The 20430-nt window shown below is 68.2% G+C and carries 18 protein-coding genes and 1 pseudogene; 14 read left to right on the forward strand and 5 right to left on the reverse strand.

Translation table 11 applies throughout. From position 1 onward, the window contains the following. Both A6W98_RS05370 and A6W98_RS21830 read right to left on the reverse strand, forming a co-directional pair. Nucleotides 1-993, reverse strand: coding sequence for a TRAP transporter substrate-binding protein (locus A6W98_RS05370; RefSeq protein WP_042458806.1), 993 nt, complete (start codon nucleotides 991-993; stop codon nucleotides 1-3). Nucleotides 994-1698: 705 nt separating this feature from the next. Further along, nucleotides 1699-2540 (reverse strand): annotated as a pseudogene (locus A6W98_RS21830) (transposase). Nucleotides 2541-2591: 51 nt separating this feature from the next. Here A6W98_RS21830 and A6W98_RS05380 point away from each other — a divergent pair. Beyond that, nucleotides 2592-3068 carry a response regulator gene (locus tag A6W98_RS05380; RefSeq protein WP_231098371.1) on the forward strand — a complete coding sequence of 159 codons (477 nt, stop codon included), beginning with the start codon at nucleotides 2592-2594 and terminating at the stop codon, nucleotides 3066-3068. Further along, nucleotides 3040-4788: a hypothetical protein gene (locus A6W98_RS05385; protein ID WP_155734730.1), complete on the forward strand. Its 1749-nt coding sequence runs from the start codon at nucleotides 3040-3042 to the stop codon at nucleotides 4786-4788. The genes A6W98_RS05380 and A6W98_RS05385 overlap by 29 nt, the downstream gene beginning before the upstream one ends. Nucleotides 4789-4908: 120 nt before the next feature. Here A6W98_RS05385 and A6W98_RS05390 read toward each other — a convergent pair whose 3' ends face one another. Further along, on the reverse strand, nucleotides 4909-5400 hold the full coding sequence (locus A6W98_RS05390) for a hypothetical protein (protein WP_042458812.1): 492 nt from the start codon (nucleotides 5398-5400) through the stop codon (nucleotides 4909-4911). A 452-nt stretch (nucleotides 5401-5852) separates the two neighbouring features. Between A6W98_RS05390 and A6W98_RS05395 the strand changes: the two genes are divergently transcribed. From A6W98_RS05395 to A6W98_RS05405, 3 genes are read left to right on the forward strand one after another with little or no spacing between them, the layout of a single operon-like run. Further along, nucleotides 5853-7619, forward strand: a complete 1767-nt coding sequence (locus tag A6W98_RS05395; protein ID WP_052677937.1) for a TadE/TadG family type IV pilus assembly protein — start codon at nucleotides 5853-5855, stop codon at nucleotides 7617-7619. A gap of 10 nt (nucleotides 7620-7629) precedes the next feature. Beyond that, a complete protein-coding gene (locus A6W98_RS05400; RefSeq protein WP_042458814.1) occupies nucleotides 7630-8157 on the forward strand; it encodes a TadE/TadG family type IV pilus assembly protein in 528 nt (175 codons plus the stop codon). Then, nucleotides 8154-8714 (forward strand): TadE/TadG family type IV pilus assembly protein, encoded by a 561-nt coding sequence (locus A6W98_RS05405; protein WP_042458816.1) that lies wholly within the window; start codon nucleotides 8154-8156, stop codon nucleotides 8712-8714. The genes A6W98_RS05400 and A6W98_RS05405 overlap by 4 nt, the downstream gene beginning before the upstream one ends. A 132-nt stretch (nucleotides 8715-8846) precedes the next feature. Here the strand turns inward: A6W98_RS05405 and A6W98_RS05410 are convergent, their stop codons facing one another. Further along, on the reverse strand, nucleotides 8847-10835 hold the full coding sequence (locus tag A6W98_RS05410; protein ID WP_042458817.1) for a TonB-dependent receptor plug domain-containing protein: 1989 nt from the start codon (nucleotides 10833-10835) through the stop codon (nucleotides 8847-8849). Between the two features lie 257 nt (nucleotides 10836-11092). On the opposite strand from A6W98_RS05410, the gene A6W98_RS05415 reads away from it, so the two are divergent. From A6W98_RS05415 to A6W98_RS05450, 8 genes are read left to right on the forward strand one after another with little or no spacing between them, the layout of a single operon-like run. Continuing rightward, complete coding sequence (locus tag A6W98_RS05415; protein WP_042458819.1) at nucleotides 11093-12142, forward strand: hemin-degrading factor; 1050 nt, start codon at nucleotides 11093-11095, stop codon at nucleotides 12140-12142. Beyond that, complete coding sequence (locus A6W98_RS05420; RefSeq protein ID WP_042458821.1) at nucleotides 12139-12975, forward strand: heme/hemin ABC transporter substrate-binding protein; 837 nt, start codon at nucleotides 12139-12141, stop codon at nucleotides 12973-12975. The genes A6W98_RS05415 and A6W98_RS05420 overlap by 4 nt, the downstream gene beginning before the upstream one ends. Before the next feature lie 4 nt (nucleotides 12976-12979). After that, nucleotides 12980-14074 carry a FecCD family ABC transporter permease gene (locus tag A6W98_RS05425; RefSeq protein WP_042458823.1) on the forward strand — a complete coding sequence of 365 codons (1095 nt, stop codon included), beginning with the start codon at nucleotides 12980-12982 and terminating at the stop codon, nucleotides 14072-14074. Between the two features lie 3 nt (nucleotides 14075-14077). After that, nucleotides 14078-14866 (forward strand): heme ABC transporter ATP-binding protein, encoded by a 789-nt coding sequence (locus A6W98_RS05430; RefSeq protein WP_042458826.1) that lies wholly within the window; start codon nucleotides 14078-14080, stop codon nucleotides 14864-14866. Between the two features lie 35 nt (nucleotides 14867-14901). Continuing rightward, the gene (locus A6W98_RS05435) at nucleotides 14902-15570 is read left to right on the forward strand and encodes a MotA/TolQ/ExbB proton channel family protein (RefSeq protein ID WP_045291839.1); all 669 of its coding nucleotides are present in this window, start codon (nucleotides 14902-14904) and stop codon (nucleotides 15568-15570) included. After that, entirely contained in the window at nucleotides 15567-15950 is a 384-nt protein-coding gene (locus tag A6W98_RS05440; RefSeq protein WP_042458829.1) for an ExbD/TolR family protein, read from the forward strand. Before A6W98_RS05435 ends, A6W98_RS05440 begins: the two co-directional genes overlap by 4 nt. A gap of 4 nt (nucleotides 15951-15954) precedes the next feature. Further along, the gene (locus A6W98_RS05445; protein ID WP_042458831.1) at nucleotides 15955-16335 is read left to right on the forward strand and encodes an ExbD/TolR family protein; all 381 of its coding nucleotides are present in this window, start codon (nucleotides 15955-15957) and stop codon (nucleotides 16333-16335) included. A gap of 1 nt (nucleotide 16336) precedes the next feature. Next, nucleotides 16337-17206, forward strand: a complete 870-nt coding sequence (locus A6W98_RS05450) for an energy transducer TonB (protein WP_042458834.1) — start codon at nucleotides 16337-16339, stop codon at nucleotides 17204-17206. 13 nt (nucleotides 17207-17219) lie between these two features. On the opposite strand, the gene htpX is transcribed toward A6W98_RS05450, so the two are convergent. Further along, on the reverse strand, nucleotides 17220-18125 hold the full coding sequence (gene htpX / locus A6W98_RS05455; protein ID WP_042464602.1) for a zinc metalloprotease HtpX: 906 nt from the start codon (nucleotides 18123-18125) through the stop codon (nucleotides 17220-17222). 300 nt (nucleotides 18126-18425) lie between these two features. Here htpX and acs point away from each other — a divergent pair, with 300 nt between their 5' ends. After that, complete coding sequence (gene acs, locus A6W98_RS05460) at nucleotides 18426-20363, forward strand: acetate--CoA ligase (RefSeq protein ID WP_231098431.1); 1938 nt, start codon at nucleotides 18426-18428, stop codon at nucleotides 20361-20363. The last annotated feature ends 67 nt before the right edge of the window (nucleotides 20364-20430 follow it).

Genomic DNA, 20430 nt, shown 5'->3' on the forward strand with positions numbered 1-20430 from the left:
TCAGTTCAGTTCCGCCTGGATCCGGGTCAGGATGTCGCCGAATTTATCGCCGTATTTCTCATAGACCGGCGCCACGGCCTGCTTGAAGGCGGCGAGGTCGGGGTTTTCGTTCACCTCCATCCCGGCGGCCTTCAGCTCGGCGAGCTGCTCGGCCTCGGTCTCGGCGTTGAAGGCGCGTTCGGCGGCGGCCGCGTCGCGCGCCGATTGCAGCACGATCTCCTGCGCCGCCTCGGGCAGCTTCGACCAGGCCGGCATGCCCATCACGAAAATCGCGGGCGCATAGGTGTGCCGGGTCATGGTCATGTAGGTCTGGGTCTCGTTCAGTTTGAACGCATGGACCACGCCGACCGGATTTTCCTGCCCGTCGATGGTGCCCTGCTGCATCGCGGTCAGCGCCTCGGTCCAGGCCATCGGAATGGCATTGGCGCCCAGCGCGCGGAAACTGTCGGTATAGACCGGGTTTTCCATCACCCGGATGCGCAGCCCGTCCAGATCGGCAGGCGTCGACACCGGCCGCCTGGAATTCGTGAGGTTGCGGAAGCCGCGCTCGGCATAGGCGAGGCCCTTGAGATTGACATCGGCCAGCCGGTCCAGCAGCTCCTGCCCGATCTCGCCGTCGAGCACCTTGTAGGCGGCCTCGTCCGAGGGGAACAGGAAGGGCAGTTCGAACACCGCCATCTCCTCGACGAAGTTCGCGACCGGACCGTTGGTGATCAGCCCCATGTCGACGCTGCCGATCTGCATGCCTTCCAGCAGGGTGCGCTCGTCGCCAAGCGTGGCATTGGGCACGATCTCGACGGTGATCTTGCCGTCGCTGCGTTCGGCCACGAGATCGCGGAAGGCGACGGCGGCCACCTGATAGGCGTCCTGCTCGTTCACCACATGGGCCAGCCGCAGGGTCACGGGCTTCATGCCATCGAGATCGGCGGCCAGGGCGGGGCCGCCGAGTGCCAGCGCGGCAGCCGCGGCGGACAGGAACGAACGTCTCAGCATCGGGGAGTGTCTCCTTCTGGATCAGCGGCCGGACCTTCGACGATGTTACGCGATGCGTCAACCGAACATGCCGTAAATTGCGGCAAACAGGGCCGATGAGACAGAAACCCGGCCGTCAGGGCGTCCGGATCCCGGCCGGTTCGGAACGGATCTCTGTCGCTGGGGCGGGGATTGTTCCGGTTTTTGAAACCACAGCCGGGCAAGCCGCCGAGTGATGCCTGCCGAGGGAGGACTGCCGCCCCATGCCCTGACCGGGGACAATGCCCGGGTGCGGTGATGCGAGGCAGGGCCGGAGGGGGCAATCGCATCACGGGCCGGATCGCGCGCCCCGTGCTAGGCGGGCGCCGATCCTGCTGCGCCGGGGCGGCATCGGCCAGGTGCCGATTGCCCATCGCGGTTCCGAACCGCGCTTTCCGCCGTCGTCCTGGGCAGACCGCCCGCCGACCCGGTCCCGAGGAGCCCGAAACGCGTCCTTCCGGGACCGTTCCACGGCAGAAATCGCCTCGGAATGATCCCGGCCGCGTGCAAGCGATTCGGTTTCTCGTGCCGGGAAATGCCGATGCCGGTTGTCATTCTGGCAATAAATCGGCTCAGGGGGCAGATATTCGCAAAATGCAGGGCAGTTTTATTGCGCAGATTGTGACCTCTCGATGGCGTTGTTGAGCAAATCAGCGTGCGGTCGCTGGCCCCCTTTCGCGTCGCCCTTCAGGCGATCGCCTCGATCTCGACCCTGCCGAGGGCCGAGAAGCGGTCCATGGATGGGCCATGTCGCGCCATTGGTCCGAGCGACAATGGCGAATGATGCGGATCCGGATTTCGGCAGTCTGGCGGTCGGGGGCTCGGGACATGATCCGCTCAGCGAGGATCTTCGGGCGGTTCATCTGCGCCTCGACCCGACTTCTGACATGGTCGCCCGCCCAGAGTGCCACGCCGAGGTGCCGGGGTGCGCGCCGGATCTCGTTTCGCGGCGAGGCTTGTCCCCGGGTTTGTGTCCATCTCGATGTCGACCTTCCTCCATTGCTGGCGGCGTGATGGCCCGTGCTTCCGGAGGGGGGCGTCCCGGAAAGGATCCGGGGGATCATTTCAGCGCCGAACGGTCGGAGACCCCACGCGGGTTCGGCAGGCTTACGCGGCGCCACTGACGCCACGGTCCCGCCTTACCCAGGGAACGTCACCCCGGTGCTGTCGACAAGCAGGTTCAAGGGCTTGCCTGTGCGGCGATACGGGATCTGCACCTCGAGCCGCGCTTGGCGTCGGCACGGCGTCGAACAATCCGGCACCGGTCCGTCGAGCTCAGCCATCCGGATCAGGCTTTCGACTGGCCCGGCCGTTTGCCGAAGCGGAAGGCCGAAGAGCCCTTTCAGTGTGAGGCGGACCTGGACCGCTGCATCAGAGACCCTCTCGGACCGCTCAGGCTTGCCGGTCTTTCCGGCGTGCCAGACTGTGCCCGGATCAACCCAGACAGAGAGTGCGCCTCGCTGGCGAAGCGCGACATTGTCGTCGGGCCAGTTCGTCATGTGATAGCGAGTGGGAGGGGGCTTCAGCATGCATAGAATTTAACATATTGTATTCGCTAAGTTAATCATCCTCACAGCTTTGTGCAACAAGACACCGGCGACCCCTGTCTCGAGGTCATGGGCACCGCCGCTGATCCCTATGTCGCCGCCGAGCGGATCGCTTGCGAGCTGCCCGACGTGATCTTTCTCGATATCGAGATGCCGCGCATGGACCGGCTGACCTTCCTGCGCAAGATCATGGCCCAGCGGCCGCTGCCGGTGGTGATCTGTTCGAGCCTGACCGAAGAGGGCTCGGCCGCGCTGATGGCGGCGATGGAGGCCGGTGCGGTCGATGTCGTGACCAAGCCGCGGATGGGCTCGGTCGAGTTCCTGCAGCATTCGCGGATGATGATCTGCGACACCGCGCGGGCCGCGGCCCAGGCCCGGCTCCGGCCGCAGCGGGCGCGGCGGATGCAGGTCGAGAAGAAGCTCAGCGCCGATGCGGTGCTGCCGGCCCGGGCCGGGCGCGGTGCCGACGCATTTGCGGCTTGTGCAGCCGAGCACTCCCCCTGCCGCTGAACCTCCGGTCGCCGAGACCATCGCCGCCGAAACCCTGGCCGAGATCGCCTCGGGTCGGTTCGGGGCGGGTATCGCCGGGCCGCGCGAGACGATCGAGCAGGCCTTCCTGGCGATGGGAAGCGGGCTGATGGCGGGCGCGCGGCTGCTCTCCGACATTTCGGACGCGCATCGCGACATGGCCCTGGAATTCGAGGGCGAGGCGTTCCTGAGCGGGGTCGCGCAGATCGGCCTCTTGCGTGACGAGGTCGGCCGAGTGCTGGCGGGCATTGCCAGCGGCGACGCCGAGATCGCCCGGCTGGACGAGACCACCCGGCAGGTGCGGGTGCCGCTCGAACAGATGGAGGCGTCGATCCGGCTTCTGGGCCTTGTCGCCGTCAATGCCCGGATCGTGGCGGCCGGGATCGGCCCGGACCAGAAAGATCTGAACGCCTTCACCAGCGAGATGGCGGGTATCGCAGCCGAGGCGCTGGGGGCTGTGCGCTCGATTGCCGAGGTGCATGACCGGGTCTGTCATGGCGTCGCCGAGACCCGTCGCAGCCAGGCCGCGTTCAGTCGCGATCATTGGCGGATCATGACCGAGATCTGCGACAGGCTGGACGCGGATCTGCAGAGCCTCGAGGCACAGCGGGCGCAGGCAGCCGAACATGCGGGCAAGTCGGCCGCGCTGGCGGCGGGCATCGGCGCCGAGGTCGGCACGGCGGTCGCGGCGGTGCAGGCGGGCGACATGACACGGCAGCGGCTCGAACATGTCGAGGCGATCCTCGCCCGGCTCGGCGCGGCCGCGGAAAGGGACGGGGCGCCGCGGCTGGCGGCGCTGCTGGGGACGCTGGCGGCCGAACAGCTGCGCGCGACGCATGAGGATTTCACCGCCGAGCTGGCGCAGTTCGTCGCCGCGCTCGAGGCGATGCGGGTCGATGCCGACGCGGTGCTGCGCGCCGGGACCGAGCGTGCCGGGCGGATGCTGGCGGCAAGCGGCGCGGCGCTGGCGGCGCTGGTGCGCTATCTGCAGTCGATCGGTCCGCTGCTGGAGGACGATGCCCGCAACCGGGAAGCCGCCCGCCGTCTGGGCGAGCGCGCGGCCGATGCGATGCAGCAGATGATGTCGCGGATCGACGTCCTGGAACGCACCGAGCATGATGTGCGGCTGCTGTGGCTGAACATGGCGATCCGGTGCAGCGGGCTTGGCGACCGGGCCAGCGGGTTGCGGGTCATCGCTAGGGAACTCAGCGGGATCGCGGCAGAGACCAGCGCCGCGGCGCTGCGCATCCGCGCGCTTTTTGTCGGGGCGCAGAATACCGTGGCCGATACCCGGCGCCGTGCCGCCGAGGGGCGCGGGGTCGAGGGCGATCCGGCGGTCGCGGCCGGTCAGCTTGAAACCGTGCTCGACCGGCTCCAGGCGCATGGCGCGACCCTGGCCGAAGCCTGCCCGCGTACGATCGCCCTTCTGGACCAGACCGCCGGGCAGGCGCAGAGTATCAGCGCCAGCGGCGAGGGCTGGCCCGGGCTCTTCGCGCGGCTGGGCCTGTCCCGGGGGGCGCCCGCTCCCGAAGAGGTTGCGGCCTTCGGCGATCTGCTGGCCGATCTGCGGCGGCTCTACACCATGCAGAAGGAGCGCGATCTCCATGATGCCGTTCTGGGCCTGCCCAGACCCGTGGACGAAGGGGACGAGGCGCCCGCCGGGGCGGCGGATGAGGGCGAGATCGACGCGTTCCTGTTCTGATCCGCCACGGTCGGCTGGCGGGGCAGGGCGCTTGCCGGCGCCGCCCGCGTTCACGCGAAACGGCCGACCCCGGAGGGCCGGCCGTGGCAGGGGCCGAAGCGCCCCCCGATCGGGCCTTTGTCAGACGTCGATATGGTCGACAACCGCGCGGGCGAAGGTGGCGACCAGCGCTACGTAAACCTCTTCGCTGGTGGGCGTAATCACGGTCACGTCGGTTCCTTCGGGCAGCATCGGCATGATCTGGTTCATCTTGACGGTCAGATCGAAGGTCTCGAAATTGGAATTGTCTTCCATGTCAATCACGTTGACCGTGCCCGAAAGCTGGTTGTCGGCGGCGCCGATCTGCTCCTGGAAGAAATTGGCCAGTTCGACCTCGTTCATGTCGATCTTGATGTCCATGCCGGTCTCGCCGAGCTGACCGACCAGCTGCGAGGCGATGGCGGCCTCGAGATCCTCGTCAAGCGTCTTCCAGTAGGCCGCGGCCTGCGGGTTGTTGAGATCGGTCAGCGAGGTTTCGACATCGATCGACTTGATCATCGGAATGTCGTCGGCCAGCGCGGGGGCGGCGATCGTCGCGCCAAGCAGCGCGGCCAGAAGCGAAGTGCGGATCATCTTTTTCTCCGTTCTTTTGGGCGGACCGGCGCCGGTCTCGGGCGGCCGTGTCCATTGCGGAAAGAACGTCCGGTCGCGCTCCGGGTTCCCGCCCGGTGGCAGAGCGGTCGGGAGATGGTCGGATTTCCGCTCATCGGCGCGCTGATGCCTCGTCTGGCGGGGCAGGCCGGTAGAACTGTTCCCGAATGCCACCTGAATGCCATCGGTCTTTCCCGCCTTTGGCCCATTGGTGCCACATTCCGGCGAAATTCTGTCCCGCGCGGGCGTGCCGCACCTTGTCCCGCCGAACGCCGTGGGACGCCACCGGAAACGGGGGCACGGCGAAAACAAGGGAAGCACCGAAAGCTGAGGCGCCGCTGAAAAAGCAGGGTCGCTGCCGAAAGCGGGCGGCGGGTCACGGGGCAGGGCACTGAACAGGGCACTGAGCAGGGCCGGGAAAGGGTCGAAAACGGATGCATCAGCGTGACGACGGTATCCTTCGATCCGTCGGGAACCGGTTTCGCAGCTTCGGCGGCGACGAGCGCGGGGCGCTTGTCGTCTTTTTCCTCTTCGCTTTCGTGGGCATGCTGATCGCCGGCGGCATGGCCGTCGATTTCCTCCGCGCCGATGAGGAACGCACGCGGCTGCAGGCCACGCTTGACCGTGCCGTGCTGGCCGCGGCCAGTCTCGACAGCCGCCAGGACCCCGAGGGCCTGGTACATGACTATTTCCGCCGCGAGGGGCTTGAGGACAGGATCAGCAATGTCGTGGTGCAGTCGGATCTCGACGGCCGGGTGGTCGGGGCGACCGCGCGTTTCGACATCGACACGATCTTTCTGCAATTCACCGGCATCGAGTCGCTGACCAGCGGCGCTTCGGGCGTGGCGCGCGAATATGTTCCCGACAGCGAGATCTCGCTGGTGCTCGACATCTCGGGCTCGATGGGCCGGGATCGGCGGATGGCGATGATGCGCCCGGCGGCCAGTGGGTTCATCCGTTCGGTGCTTGGCAACGACCCGACCCGGGTCTCGATCAATCTCGTTCCCTATGCCGGGCAGACCAATCCGGGACCGGTCATGTTCGACTATCTGGGCGGGCAGTGGCGCGCCGATGCGGGCAACCATTTCGAGGAATGGCCGCAGGATATCTCGCACATGACCGTCTATCTCGACAGCGATGGCGACGGCATGCCCGACACGGTGGTCAAGGTCGACGAATTTCCCGATGCCGGCACGCCCGGCCATATCAGCAACGATCCGGACGATTTCTTCGCCGGGATGGTGGATTTCATCCGCAGCGCGGTTCCGGTGCTGGCCCCGGCCACGGTCATCGGCGCGCGCGTCAAGGGCGGCATCCAGACGACGCAGTATTACGCCGTCGCCGCAAACGGCAATGGCGACGCGCCCGATCCCGACCCGCTGGTTTCCGGGGACGGTGAGAACGGCGGCAAGAAGAATTCCGAGGCGAAAGCCGATCACGAGCTGATGTGGAAGGATTTCGATTTCCAGGCCGTCCCGATCCCGCGTCCGGGGGCCTGTCTCGAACTCGGCAGCGATGACTTCGGCCAGAGCGGGCTGCCCGCCGACGGCCCCTACCAGCAGACCCCGCTTTTCATGTACCGGGCCATCGACCGCGCGGTGATGGATTGGGGCTGGTGCCCGGAGGATGATACCGCGATCCAGTATGCCCAGAATGACGCGGCCGCGCTCGATGCCTTCCTGGACGATCTCAGGCTGCATGACGGCACCGGGACCCATTACGCGATGAAATACGCGCTGGGCCTGCTCGATCCGTCCTCGAATGCCGCCTTCCGGCATCTTGCGGCCGAAGGGCTGGTTCCGGCCGAATTCGTGGATCGGCCTGCCGCCTGGGACGATCGCGAGACCGCGAAATACATCGTGCTGCTGACCGATGGCCAGATCACCGAACAGTACCGCCCGACCGAGCCCGATGCCGCGGTCAATGCCACGGTCGAGCTGGAACGGCAGGCGCTTTCGAAGCGGCGCATGATCACCTCCGACAGCACCAATCTCGCCAGTTTCCAGGAGACCTGCCGCCTGGCCAGGGCCAATGGCGTGATGATCTTCACCATTGCCTATCTGGCGCCCGACGAGGCCCGGCAGCAGATGCAGAGCTGCGCTTCGACGCCGCTCTATTTCTTCGATGCCACCCCCGCCAATATCGAAGAGGTGTTCTCGGCCATCTCCGGCAAGATCAACACGCTGCGGCTGATCCATTGAGGAGGGGGCGATGATCGGGGCGACAGGCCGTTTTGCCCGCGACCGGAGGGGCAGCGTCACCGTCGAGATGGTGATCCTGTTCCCGATCCTGTTTGCGGTCTTCCTGATGGCCTTCGAGCTTGGCATTCTCAATGTCCGGCAGATGGCACTGGCGCGGGCAACCGATATCGCGGTGCGCGACGTCCGGCTCGGGGCGCCCGGGGTGGCCGATTTCGACGGCTTCCGCGACCGGATCTGCGAAACCGCCGCGATCATCCGCAATTGCCGGGAGGTACTGCGCGTCGAGATGCGGTCCTTGCCCGCCGCGGCCTGGACCACGATGACGGCGGCGCCGAAATGCGTTGATCGTGCCGAGACCATCGACGCCTCGCTCGACTTTCGCAACGGGGTCGGGAACGAGCTGATGTTCATCCGGGTCTGTGCGCTGTTTCAGCCGATCTTCCCCGGCACCGGTCTGGGCCGCAGATTGCCCAAGACGGCCGAGGGCGACTATGCGCTGATCGTGACCGGCGCCTTCGTCAACGAGCCCGCGACATGACCGCCTTGCGTCCCGCTAGGTTCCTTCGGCGCGAGGAGGGCAGCCTGACGGTGGAATTCGTGCTGGTGCTGCCATTGCTGCTTTGGGCGCTGGTGGCGCTGCATGTCTTCGTCGGCGCCTTCGAGCTGCGCAATACCGCGACCAAGGCCACCTATACGCTGGCCGACATGCTGTCGCGCCAGACCCGGCCGGTCGATCAGCCATTCCTCGACTCGGCCGATGCGGTGCTGCGCTTTCTGGCCGGGCCGACGGCGCGGCTGCGGGTCACCGTGATCCGCTGTTCCGCGGCCTGCGAGGCGGACAGCACCCGCGAGCTGGCGCTGGACTGGTCGGGGGCGAGTGAGGGCATGCAGGCGCTGACGGCCTCCGATATCGCCCGGTCGGGCTTTCGCGGCCGTATCCCGGCCATGGAGCTTGGCGACCGGATGATCGTGGTCGAGACCGAGGTCGATTATGCGCCGATCGCCGGATACGGCCTGCCCGGGATGACCTTCGATACGCTGATGGCGACGCCGCCGCGCTTCGCACCGCAGCTCTGCTGGCAAAGCTGCGGCTGATCCGGCAGCGCCGGAGAGGGCCCCCGGGCCTCGCGGTGCGGCGCGCGGGGGCTCCGGTCGAGCGCCGCGATCCGCGAGGCGCCCCCGGCAGCGGGCCGGGGGCAGGGGGCGTGGGGGCGGAAAGACCTCGGCTCAGAAGGTCCTGGCCAGGGTCAGTTTCAAGGTCCGCCCCGGCGCGGGCCGGGTCGCCAGATGCGGCGTGTAGTCGAGGTCGAAGGCGTTCTCGATACCGGCGCGGATCTCGGTGCCCTTGAACACCCCGTCTTGCGGCCGCCAGGTGGCGCGCAGGTTGTGGACGGTGTTCGACCCCGACGGCTTGGCAGACCGGTTCATCTCGGCCGCATGCGCCACTTCCCAGCTCAGGTCCAGGGTTTCGCCCCATTTCCGGCCCAGCGTCACCCGGATCTGGTCGGCCGGGGTGCCTTCCCAGTCGTCCGGGACCCCCGGAGTGGTGATCTCGCCGCGCGCGATATCGGCATTGAGGTCGACATAATGGCCCGAAGGCAGGCTGTAGGCCGCCTCCAGTTCCAGCCCCTTCATCCGCGCATCGGTGATCGGCACCATCATGTCGGTGGTATAGGAGGTGATGTCCCAGACCGTGGTGTGATAGGCGGTGAGCTTCAGTGCCAGATCGTCGCCATCGGCAAAGACCGTGCCGCGGTCATAGGAGAAGCCCAGCTCGTAGGTCCGGGCCTTCTCGCTGCGGGTCATGTAGGCGGGCGTGCCCAGATCGTCGATGATGGGCAGGTTCTCGGTATAGGCGGCGCTGCCGAAGACCGCCCATCCGTTGCCGAAGGCATAGCGTGCGGAGAGGCCCCCCATCAGCGCGTCATTGTCGTAATCGGCATAGCTGTCGCCGCCGATGTCCTGGGTCTCGTAGCGCAGCGCCGGGGTCAGCGTCAGCCCGCCGAAGGACATGTCGTCGACCGCGAACAGCGCCCAGCGCTTGTCGGTGCCGCCCGGTGCCGAAGCGGCGTCGAGCCGTTCCTTGCGGATGTATTCGACCCCCAGCCGCAGGTCATGGCCGAGCTGGCCGGTCGCAAACAGGGCCTGGTTCTTGACGGTCAGCTTGGTCGTTTCGTAGCGGTGATCGGCATTGGTGGCAGCGAAGCCGCCGGGCGGGAAGGGGATACCGCAGAATGTGGTTTCGCAGCTCGAACTGCCCGGCACGTAATCCTGATCGATCTTCTGCTCGGCATAGCTGAGGGTGGCGGTCAGGTTGATCAGGTCATTGCCCGCCGGATTGAAGCCGTATTCCATGACGGCGGTCTTCGAGCGCATCTTGCGGTCGACATTGCCGAAACTGTCGCCGACCGCTCCGAAGGTGTCATAGGGCACGTCCTTCTGGTCGGAACTGGTGTCGGAATAGCTGAGCTTGACGTAATGCTCGCGCGCCTCGCCGAAGGTGTACTTGCCCTTCAGCATCCATGAAGGCAGGTCGAACCCGTCACTGCCGATGCCATTGCCGCCGCCGTCCTTCTGCACGCCCTGGCTGCGATAGGTGTAGTTGCCGAGGAATTCGAGATTCTCGTCGGGCTGCCAGGCGAAGATCGTCGAGGAGGCCCAGGCATCGCCATTGGTGCCATATTGCAGGGTCTGGCGCAGCTTGAAGCCGGGTTCGCCGCTGGTGAAGTCCGAGGCGTCCTTGGTGTCCAGCCGGATCAGCCCGCCGATGATGCCCGACCCGTATTCGAAGGTGCCCGCCGTGCCGCGGATCACCGTCACCTGCTTGTAGAGCGCGGGGTCGGTGAAAAGCTGGGTGCCGATCCGGTACAGCTCTTCCGACCCCACGCTGGCCCCGTCGACCTGAATCGCGACCTTCTGGTCCGAGCCGTTGGTGGAGTTGGCGCCGAAGCCGCGGATGTTGATGCCCGAGCCTTGCGGCGTGTTGCCGTTGATCAGCGACACGCCCGGCACCGAATCGACCAGTTCGGCGATGGTCGTGGCCTGCCGGTCCTCGATTTCATCCTCATCGACCACTGTCTCCGAGATCGCGGTATCGGTGCGCACCTCGCGCTTGCTCTGGCCGAGCATCACCGGGTCGAGGCTGAAGCTTTCCTGTGCGGTTGCGGGCCAGGCCAAACCAATCGCGGTGCCGCAGGCCAGCAGGCCTACGGTCATATGTCGTACCGTCATGTTCATCCCTTTGTCAGGTCACGAAAGTTTTCATGGCTTGCAAAAGGCTGGCGCATGTTCGGTGGCAGATCCGCCGGCGATCCCTCGCAGGACGGTCTTGCATCGGTTATGAAATCTGATAGTTTCTGTCAACAATGAGGGCCGCGGGAACGGCCCATGCGATCCAGCAAGCTGGCGTGCCCTGCGAGGGCGCCGCCCAGGCCAGACCGTGCATATTCAGGAACAGTCCGAAAGGGGCTCCCATGGGAGACGGCAAGGCGATGTCGCCAGAGCAGATCCGGTCGATGCGGCAGGAGAAATCGACTGCGCGGTCGCGTGATCTGGCAGATCGTCTGGGACTGGCCGAGGCCGCAATCCTGGCCGCCGAGGCGGGCCGTGGCGTGACCCGGATCGCCGCCCATCCCGATGCGCTGATGCAGGCGATGCCGGGGCTCGGCGAGGTGATGGCGCTGACCCGCAATGACAGCGCCGTGATCGAGAAGGTCGGCACCTATGGCGATTACACGCCCGGCGATCATGCCGCGATGGTGCTGAGCCCGGCCATCGATCTCAGGATCTTTCCGCGCCACTGGGTCCATGGCTTTGCCGTCGAGGAACAGAAGGGCGGCAAGGCGCGCCGTTCGATCCAGATCTTCGATGCGGCCGGGGATGCGGTGCACAAGATCCACCTGCGCGACGCCTCGGATGCCGGGGCCTGGCAGGATCTGGTGGCGGCGCTCCGGCTCGAGGACCAGTCCGACAGCCTGGCGCTCGATCCCCGCAGCCCGGTCGAGCCGGCCCTGATCCGGCCCGAAGCCGAAGCGACGCTGCGTGCGCAATGGGACCGGCTGACCGACACCCATCAATTCCTGCAGATGGTGCGCAAGCTCAAGATGAACCGGCTCGGGGCCTACCGGATCGCGGGCGCGCCCTATGTCCGGCCGCTGGCGCCCTTCTGCCTGCGCGGGCTGTTGAACGCGCTGGCCGACGAGGCCGTGCCCTTCATGATGTTCGTCGGCAACCGGGGCTGCATCGAGATCCATTCCGGGCCGATCGAGACGGTCAAGCCGACCGGTCCCTGGCTGAACATCCTGGATCCGGGGTTCAACCTGCATCTGCGCGCCGATCATGTGGCCGAGGTCTGGGCCGTCACCAAGCCGACCCGGCGCGGCCCCGCGATTTCGGTCGAGGCCTTCGATGCCGATGGCATGCTGATCCTTCAAGCCTTCGGCATGCGCGTGGGCGAGGTCGATCACACGGGGCCCTGGGGCGAGATCGTCGCGACCCTGCCGGGGCTCGAGGTGGCGGCATGATCCGCCCGCTTGTTGTCGCACTGACCCTTGCGGCGCTGGCCGCGCTGCCCGCGCAGGCGGCCGACCGGGTGGTGTCGCTGGGCGGGGCCGTGACCGAGATCGTCGCGGCGCTGGGCGAGGCCGACCGGCTGGTCGCGCGCGACACCAGCTCGAGCTGGCCCGAGGCCATCACCGCCCTGCCCGATGTGGGCTATGTCCGCAGGCTTTCGCCCGAGGGCGTGATGTCGGTCGCGCCCGACCTGATCCTGGCCGAAGAGGGCGCGGGTCCGCCCGAGGCGGTCGATCTGCTGAAATCCGCCGCGATCCCCTTCGTCGTCGTGCCCGACGGCTATGACCGGGATGCGGTGATCGCCAAGATCGAGGTCGTGGCCGAGGCCCTGGGCGTGCCCGAAAAGGGCGCGACGCTTGCCGCCGATCTGGGCCGCGCGCTCGATGCCGCTGCCGCGCAGGCCGCCGAGGGCCCCGCGCGGCGGGTGCTGTTCGTCCTGTCCGTTCAGGGCGGGCGGCTGCTGGCGGGCGGGCGCGACACCGCCGCCGACGGCATCATCCGGCTGGCGGGCGGCGTGAACGCGATCGACGATTTCGAGGGCTACAAGCCGCTCACCGACGAGGCCGTCACCCGGGCCGCCCCCGACGTGATCCTGATGATGTCGCGCGCCGGCGCCGAGGATCTGGCGCCCGAGGTTCTGGCCCTGCCCGCGGTCCGCACTACCCCTGCCGCCGCCCATGGCGCGCTGGTTTCGATGGACGGGCTTTACCTGCTGGGCTTCGGGCCGCGCACGGCCGAGGCGGTGCGCGATCTGTCCGACGCGCTCGACCGCGCCGGGAGCTGAACCGATGGTCGCGATTTCGCATGACGTCCCCGGTTCGCACGACGTTCCCGGCCCCGCCCCGCACTGGGATCGCACGCCCCGCGCCTGGCGGCTGACGGTTCTGCTGGCGCTGGCGCTGCTGGCGATCTCGGCGGCAAGCCTTGCCGTCGGTGCCGCGGGCACCATGCCCTGGACCGTGCTGTCGGACATGGCGGCGGGGCGCGAGATCGCTTTGGCCGACCGGGTCGTGCTGTTCGAGATCCGCCTGCCGCGGCTTGTCATGGGCGCGCTTGTGGGCGCGGCGCTGGCGGTTTCGGGCGCGGTGATGCAGGGGCTCTTTCGCAACCCGCTGGCCGATCCGGGGCTGGTCGGTGTCAGTTCGGGCGCCGGGCTGGGCGCGATCGCGGCCATCGTCCTGGGCGGTCTGCTGCCCGCCGGGATCGCGGACGCGCTGGGCTATCACCTTGTGCCCTTCGCGGCCTTCGCGGGCGGCTGGGCCACCACGCTGGTTCTGTACGGCATCGCCACGCGGCGCGGGCAGACCTCGGTCGCGACCATGCTTCTGGGCGGCATCGCGCTTGGCGCGCTTGCGGGCGCGCTGTCGGGCATTCTGGTCTACATGGCTGATGATGCGCAGCTGCGCGATCTGACCTTCTGGGGGCTCGGCTCGCTTGCCGGGGCCACCTGGGCCAAGCTTGCCGCGGCCGCGCCTTTGATGATCCTGGCGCTGGTGGCCGCACCGATGCTGGGGCGGGGGCTGAACGGTTTGGCGCTGGGCGAGGCCGCCGCCGCGCATGTCGGCATCCCGGTGCAGCGGCTCAAGACCGTCGCGATCCTGACCGTGGCGGGCGCGACCGGGGCCGCGGTCGCCGTCAGCGGCGGCATCGGCTTCGTCGGCATCGTCGTGCCGCATCTCCTGCGGCTCGCGACCGGGCCCGATCACCGGCCGCTGCTGGTCAACGCGGCCCTGCTGGGCGCGGCCCTGCTGATCGGCGCGGACATGATCGCCCGCAGCCTGATCGCGCCGGCCGAGCTGCCCATCGGCATCGTCACCGCCATTCTCGGCGGGCCGGTCTTCCTGTGGATCCTGCTGCGCCGCCGCGGCCTGCTGGGGATCTGACCGATGCTCGACGCCACCGGAATTACCGTCCGTCTGGGGCGCCGCGAGATCCTGACAGGGGTCGATTTCCGCGCGCAGCCCGGACAGATCACCGCCATTGTCGGCCCGAACGGTTCGGGCAAGACGACCCTCCTGCGAGCACTCACCGGTGAACTCTCCCATGATGGGCGGATCCGGCTGAACCACCACGATCCCGCCTCCCTTCGACCCTGGGTGCTCGCAGGCCTTCGGGGGGTGTTGCCGCAGGCCACGCCCATGGCCTTTCCCTTCACCGCCGCCGAGGTGGTCCGGCTGGGCCTGATGGGCGGCATCGAGGCGGCCGAGCCCGATCTGGTGCCGAAGGCGCTGGCGCGGGTCGGACTGGCGGGCTTCGAGCCGCGCCCCTATCAGGAGCTTTCGGGCGGCGAGCAGCAGCGCGTGCAGCTGGCCCGGGTGCTGGCCCAGGTCTGGCATCCGACCGCCCATGGCCAGCCGCGCTGGCTGTTTCTCGACGAGCCGGTCTCGGCGCTCGATATCGGCCACCAGTTGCAGGTGATGGCGATCGTCCGCGATTTTGCCGACCGGGGCGGCGGCATCGTCACCGTCATGCACGACCTGAACCTCACCGCGATGTTCGCCGACAGCGTGGCGCTGATGGCGGGGGGCGGGCTTATGGCGCAGGGCGCGCCGGCCGAGGTGCTGTGCGACGAATTGCTGAGCCGGGCCTATATGTGCCCGCTGCGCGTGAACGCGCTTCCTTCCGACGGACCTTACCTTCTGCCTCAGGCCAGTGGTCCGATCGCTGCCGAATGACGCCTGAATGACGACCGAATGACGGAGAGCCTGCCATGGACCTGACCCACAAGACCGCCGCCATCGCCGAGTTTCTCGACCGGGGCGGCCCGGCGATCTGGGCCATTGCCGTTCTGTCGGTCATGACGGTGGCGCTGATACTGTGGAAGATCTGGCGTCTCGCCCTGGCCGGGGCCTGGTCGCGGACGGCGGTGCAAGGCGCGGTCGCGGGCTGGCTCGAGGGCGATGTCTGGCGTGCCCGGGCCGCGCTCGACGGGCGGCGCGGACTGCGCGCCGTTGCGGTGCGGGCCGCGATCGAGGCCCGGCTCGACCCCGAGCTTGACGCCACCACCGCCCGCGAAGAGGTCGCCCGCGTCGCCACGCGCGAGCTGACCCGGGCGCGGTCCGGTCTGCGCGCGCTCGATCTCATCGCGACCATCGCGCCGCTGATCGGCCTTCTCGGCACGGTTCTGGGCATGATCGCGGCCTTCAAGACCCTGCAGGAAACCGGAGCGCGGGCCGACCCCTCGGCGCTGGCGGGCGGTATCTGGGAAGCGCTTCTGACCACCGCGGCTGGCATGGCGGTGGCGATCCCGGCCTCGGTCGCCCTGTCCTGGTTCGAAAGCGTCACCGAAGCCGCGCGGGTCGATATCGAGGATGCCGCGACCCGCGTTCTGACCCGGGGCGGTCCGGGCCGGACGGCGCTTCGGGCGGCCGCGGAATGAGCCTCGGGCTGCAACCCGCCGCGGCCCGGCGCAGGCCGAGCCTGACGCCGATGGTCGATGTGGTGTTCCTGCTTCTGGTCTTCTTCATGCTGGCCGCGCGGATGGGCGCCGAGGTGGCGCTGCCGGTCTCGGGCGGTGCGGGCGGTACTGCCGAGTGGTCCGGCCCGCCCCGGCTGATCGACATCCGCCCCGGGACGCTGGCGCTGAACGGGATCGAGACCCCGCTCGAGGGCCTGGCCGAGGCGCTGGCGCCGCTGGTCTCCGAGCCGTCCGATCCGGTCGTGCTGCGTCCGCGCGAGGGCGCCGAGCTGCAGAGGGTGATCGACGTGATCGAGGCGCTGTCGGCGGCCGGTTACAGCCAGCCCGTTCTGGTGGAGTAAGCTCATGCGCCTGCCCATGCCCGCCCCGCGTCCGGCGCGGGAAAGCGTCGTTCCGATGATCAACGTGGTGTTTCTTCTGCTGATCTTCTTCCTGATCGGCGCCCGGCTCGCGCCGCCCGACCCGATCGAGATAGACCCGCCCGAGGCCGCGTCCGACCGCCCGCCCGAGGCGGAGGCAGCACTTTTGGTCGCCGCCGATGGCATGCTGGCCTATGGCGATGCCCGCGACGAGGCGGTCTATGCCGCGCTGGCCGAGGTGCCGCGCGAGGGGCCCTTGTCGGTCCGGGCGGATCGTGCCGCCGAGGCTGCGGTCGTGGCGCGGGTGCTGGCCCGGCTCGCGGCCGAAGGGGTGGCCCCGGTCGAGCTGGTCGCGGCCGCGCGCTGACATGCGGGGCGGTCTTGAAGTTCTGGCCTTTGGCGGTCTGGCGCTCGTGCTGCATCTGGCGCTCTGGCCCGGGGATGAGACGCCCGGGATCAGTGCCGCGGGCGGCGGCGGCGAGGATCTCGCCACGCTGGCCGCGGCGACGGCGGCCATTGCCCGCCAGGTCTCGGAATGGGACAGCCCGCCCGCACCGCCCCAGGCCCTGCCCGCGCCCGAGGCACCGCCGCCGCCCGAAGCTCCGCCCGAGCTGGCGCCCCCCGAGCTGCTGCCCGAACTCACGGACCCGGCGCCGCGCCGTCCCGATCTGCCGCGCCTTGCCGCCATGGCGGCATCCGAGCCGCCGCCCGAACCCGAGCGCCACCCCGATCCGAGGCCCGAGGTGCGGCAGGCCCGGGCCGACACCCCCCGCCCGGTCGAGCGCCCCGATCCGAAGCCCGAGCCGACACCCGCCCCGAAGCCCCAGCCCGCGTCGCAGCAGCCGGTCCGGGCCGCGGCGTCGCAAAGCTCGGATATGCAGCAGGCTGAAAAGGCGGCCGGGGCCGGGGGCGCGGCGCGCGGCCGGGCGGGCGAGGCCAGCGCTGCGACCCGCGATCCGGGTCGGGTCGCCACGCTGATGGCGCAATGGGGCGCGGCGATCCGGGCGCGCATCCAGCGCCGGGTGCCCGAGGGCGCGGGGCGCGGGGCAGCGCTGGTCGAGCTGACGGTCTCGGCCCGGGGAACGCTGGTCTCGGTGCGGGTGGTGCGCTCTTCGGGCAATGCCCGGCTTGACGGGCTGGCGCTGGCGGCGGTGCGTCAGGCGGGCCGCTTTCCGGCCGCGCCGGCCGGGCTGGGCGATGGCGCCCGCAGCTTCAGCCTCGAGGTCCGCTCGCGCTGAACGGCCGCAATGCTCAGCCCCAGGGACCGCGCGGGGCGCGGCGGATCGGGCGCTGTGTCGCAGGCCGCGTCATGGCGGGGGTGGCCCCGGGGGCCATCCGTTGCAGGGCCGCGACCCGGTTCGCGGTATTCGGGTGGGTCGAGAACAGCTTGTCGCGGGCCCCGCCATGCAGCGGGTTGATGATGAACATATGCGCCGTGGCCGGGTTGCGCTCGGCCGCCGGATTGTCGATCCGCTCGGCCAGCGCCTCGATCCTGGTCAGCGCCGAGGCAAGCCAGAGCGGGTGGCCGCAGATCCCGGCGCCGATCCGGTCGGCCTCGTATTCGCGGCTTCGGCTGATCGCCATCTGGATCAGCGCGGCTGCCATCGGCGCCAGCAGAGCCATCGCCAGGGTGCCGACGATCCCGGCGCCACCCTCGCGGCGGCCGCCGAAGAAGAAGGCGAAATTCGCCAGCATCGAGATCGCGCCCGCGAAGGTGGCGGTGACGGTCATGATCAGCGTGTCGCGGTTCTGGATATGGGCCAGCTCATGCGCCATCACCCCCGCGATCTCTTCGGCGGACAACCGGGCCAGCAGACCCGTGGTGGCGGCCACCGCCGCATTCTCGGGGCTGCGCCCGGTGGCGAAGGCGTTCGGCTGGTCGCTGTCGATCAGATAGACCTTGGGCACCGGCATGCCCGCCCCGCGCGCAAGCCCGGTCACGATCCGCTGCAGTTCGGCCCCGTCCGGCCCGGTCGCGGGGCGGGCATTGTTCATCCTCAGGACCATGGCGTCCGAGTTCCACCAGGTGATGAGGTTCATCGCGGCCGCGACGACCAGTGCGATCATGGCGCCCGCGCTGCCGCCGATCATGGCGCCGACGCCCATGAAGACGGCGGTCAGCGCCGCCATCAGAAGTGCCGTCCGGAAATATCCCATCTTGGTCATGCCATATGTCGTGGTGATCTGTGGCCGATATAGGAAGCGCCTGCCCTGCTGCAAGCACCGGGGCCGGGAAGGCGCGGCACGCGGTTTGTCAAAAATTTGACAAGATTTCCTTTTCCCTCGTCACTCATTTCACAATTCTTTTCGGGCTTCAGCGATGAGGCGTTCATTTTTTACAGGATTTGGTAAAAAGCTCGGAATGAGGAGGCGGGTGGCCATTCCCCGCCAGGGGCTTGTCCGAGAGGAGGATACAGTATGACCGAGATGACGAAACCCGGCGAGGCTGCGGCGGCGATGCATGCGCCGGATCCGGATTTTGTCTCCGGGGCACATATTGATTCGGCGAAATACGAGGCGATGTATCGCGAGTCCGTCGAGGATCCGGAAGGGTTCTGGGGCACGCATGGCAAGCGTCTGGACTGGATCAAGCCCTATACGGAGGTGAAGAACACGAACTTCCGGATGGGCGAGGTCGAGATCCACTGGTTTCGCGACGGCACGCTGAACGTCGCCTCGAACTGCATTGACCGCCACCTGAAGACCCGGGGCGACCAGGATGCGATCGTCTTCGTGCCCGACGAGCCCGACGCGCCGGTCAAGCACATCACCTATCGCGAGCTGCACGAGAAGGTGAACCGGATGGCCAATGTCCTGCTGAGCCAGGGCGTGATGCGGGGCGACCGCGTGGTCATCTACATGCCGATGATCCCCGAGGCCGCCTATGCGATGCTGGCCTGCGCCCGGATCGGGGCGATCCATTCGGTGGTCTTCGCGGGCTTCTCGGCCGACGGGCTGGCCAACCGCATCAACGATTGCGGCGCCAAGGTCGTCATCACCGCCGATACCGCGCCCAGGGGCGGGCGCAAGACCGCACTGAAATCGAATGCCGATGCAGCGCTCCTGCACTGCTCGGACAAGGTGCGCTGCATGGTCGTCAAGCATACCGGCGATCAGACCACCTGGATCCCCGGGCGAGACGTGGACGTCCTCGACCTGATGGAGCATGCCTCGCCCGACTGCCCGCCGCGCGAGCTGGCCTCGGAGCATCCGCTCTTCATCCTCTATACCTCGGGTTCGACCGGCAAGCCCAAGGGCGTGGTGCATTCCTCGGGCGGCTATCTCGCCTATGCCGCGATGACCCATGAATACACCTTCGACTATCACGAGGGCGACGTGTTCTGGTGCACCGCCGATGTCGGCTGGGTCACCGGCCACAGCTACATCGTCTACGGTCCGCTCGCCAATGGCGCCACGACCGTGATGTTCGAGGGCGTGCCGACCTACCCGGATGCGGGCCGGATGTGGCAGATCTGCCAGGATCTCAAGGTCAACCAGTTCTACACCGCCCCCACCGTGATCCGGGCGCTGATGGGCCAGGGCACCGACTGGGTCGAGAAATACGACCTGTCCTCGCTCAAGGTGCTGGGCTCGGTCGGCGAGCCGATCAACCCCGAGGCCTGGGAATGGTACAACACCCATATCGGCAAGGGCCGCTGCCCGATCGTCGACACCTGGTGGCAGACCGAGACCGGCGGCCATCTTCTGACCCCGCTTCCGGGCGCCACCGCGACCAAGCCCGGCTCGGCCACCAGGCCCTTCTTCGGGGTGCAGCCGGTGGTGCTGGAACCGGAATCGGGCAAGGAGATCGACAGCACCGAGGCCGAGGGCGTCCTCTGCCTCAAGGACAGCTGGCCCGGGCAGATGCGCACGATCTGGGGCGATCACGACCGCTTCCAGGAGACCTATTTCAGCCATTACAAGGGCTATTACTTCTCGGGCGACGGCTGCCGCCGCGATGCCGACGGCTATTACTGGGTCACGGGGCGCGTCGATGACGTGATCAACGTCTCGGGTCACCGGATGGGCACGGCCGAGGTGGAATCGGCGCTGGTGGCGCATCAGGCGGTCGCCGAGGCCGCGGTGGTCGGCTACCCGCATGAGCTGAAGGGGCAGGGCATCTATGCCTATGTGACGCTGATGAACGGGGTCGAGGCGACCGACGCGCTCCGCAAGGAGCTGGAGAAATGGGTCCGGACCGAGATCGGCCCGATCGCCAAGCCCGACATCATCCAATGGGCGCCGGGCCTTCCCAAGACCCGCTCGGGCAAGATCATGCGCCGCATCCTGCGCAAGATCGCCGAGAACGATTTCGACTCGCTCGGCGACATCTCGACCCTCGCCGACCCCTCCGTCGTCGAGGAGCTCGTCGACAACAGGAGAAACCGGGGCTAGGCGCGCGCCGCGCTTATTCCGCGCGACAGTTTTCCGGCCGCCCGCATCGGGAGGTGGGCGGCCGGGC

It is taken from the genome of Rhodovulum sulfidophilum DSM 1374 (assembly GCF_001633165.1).
Classification (GTDB): domain Bacteria; phylum Pseudomonadota; class Alphaproteobacteria; order Rhodobacterales; family Rhodobacteraceae; genus Rhodovulum; species Rhodovulum sulfidophilum.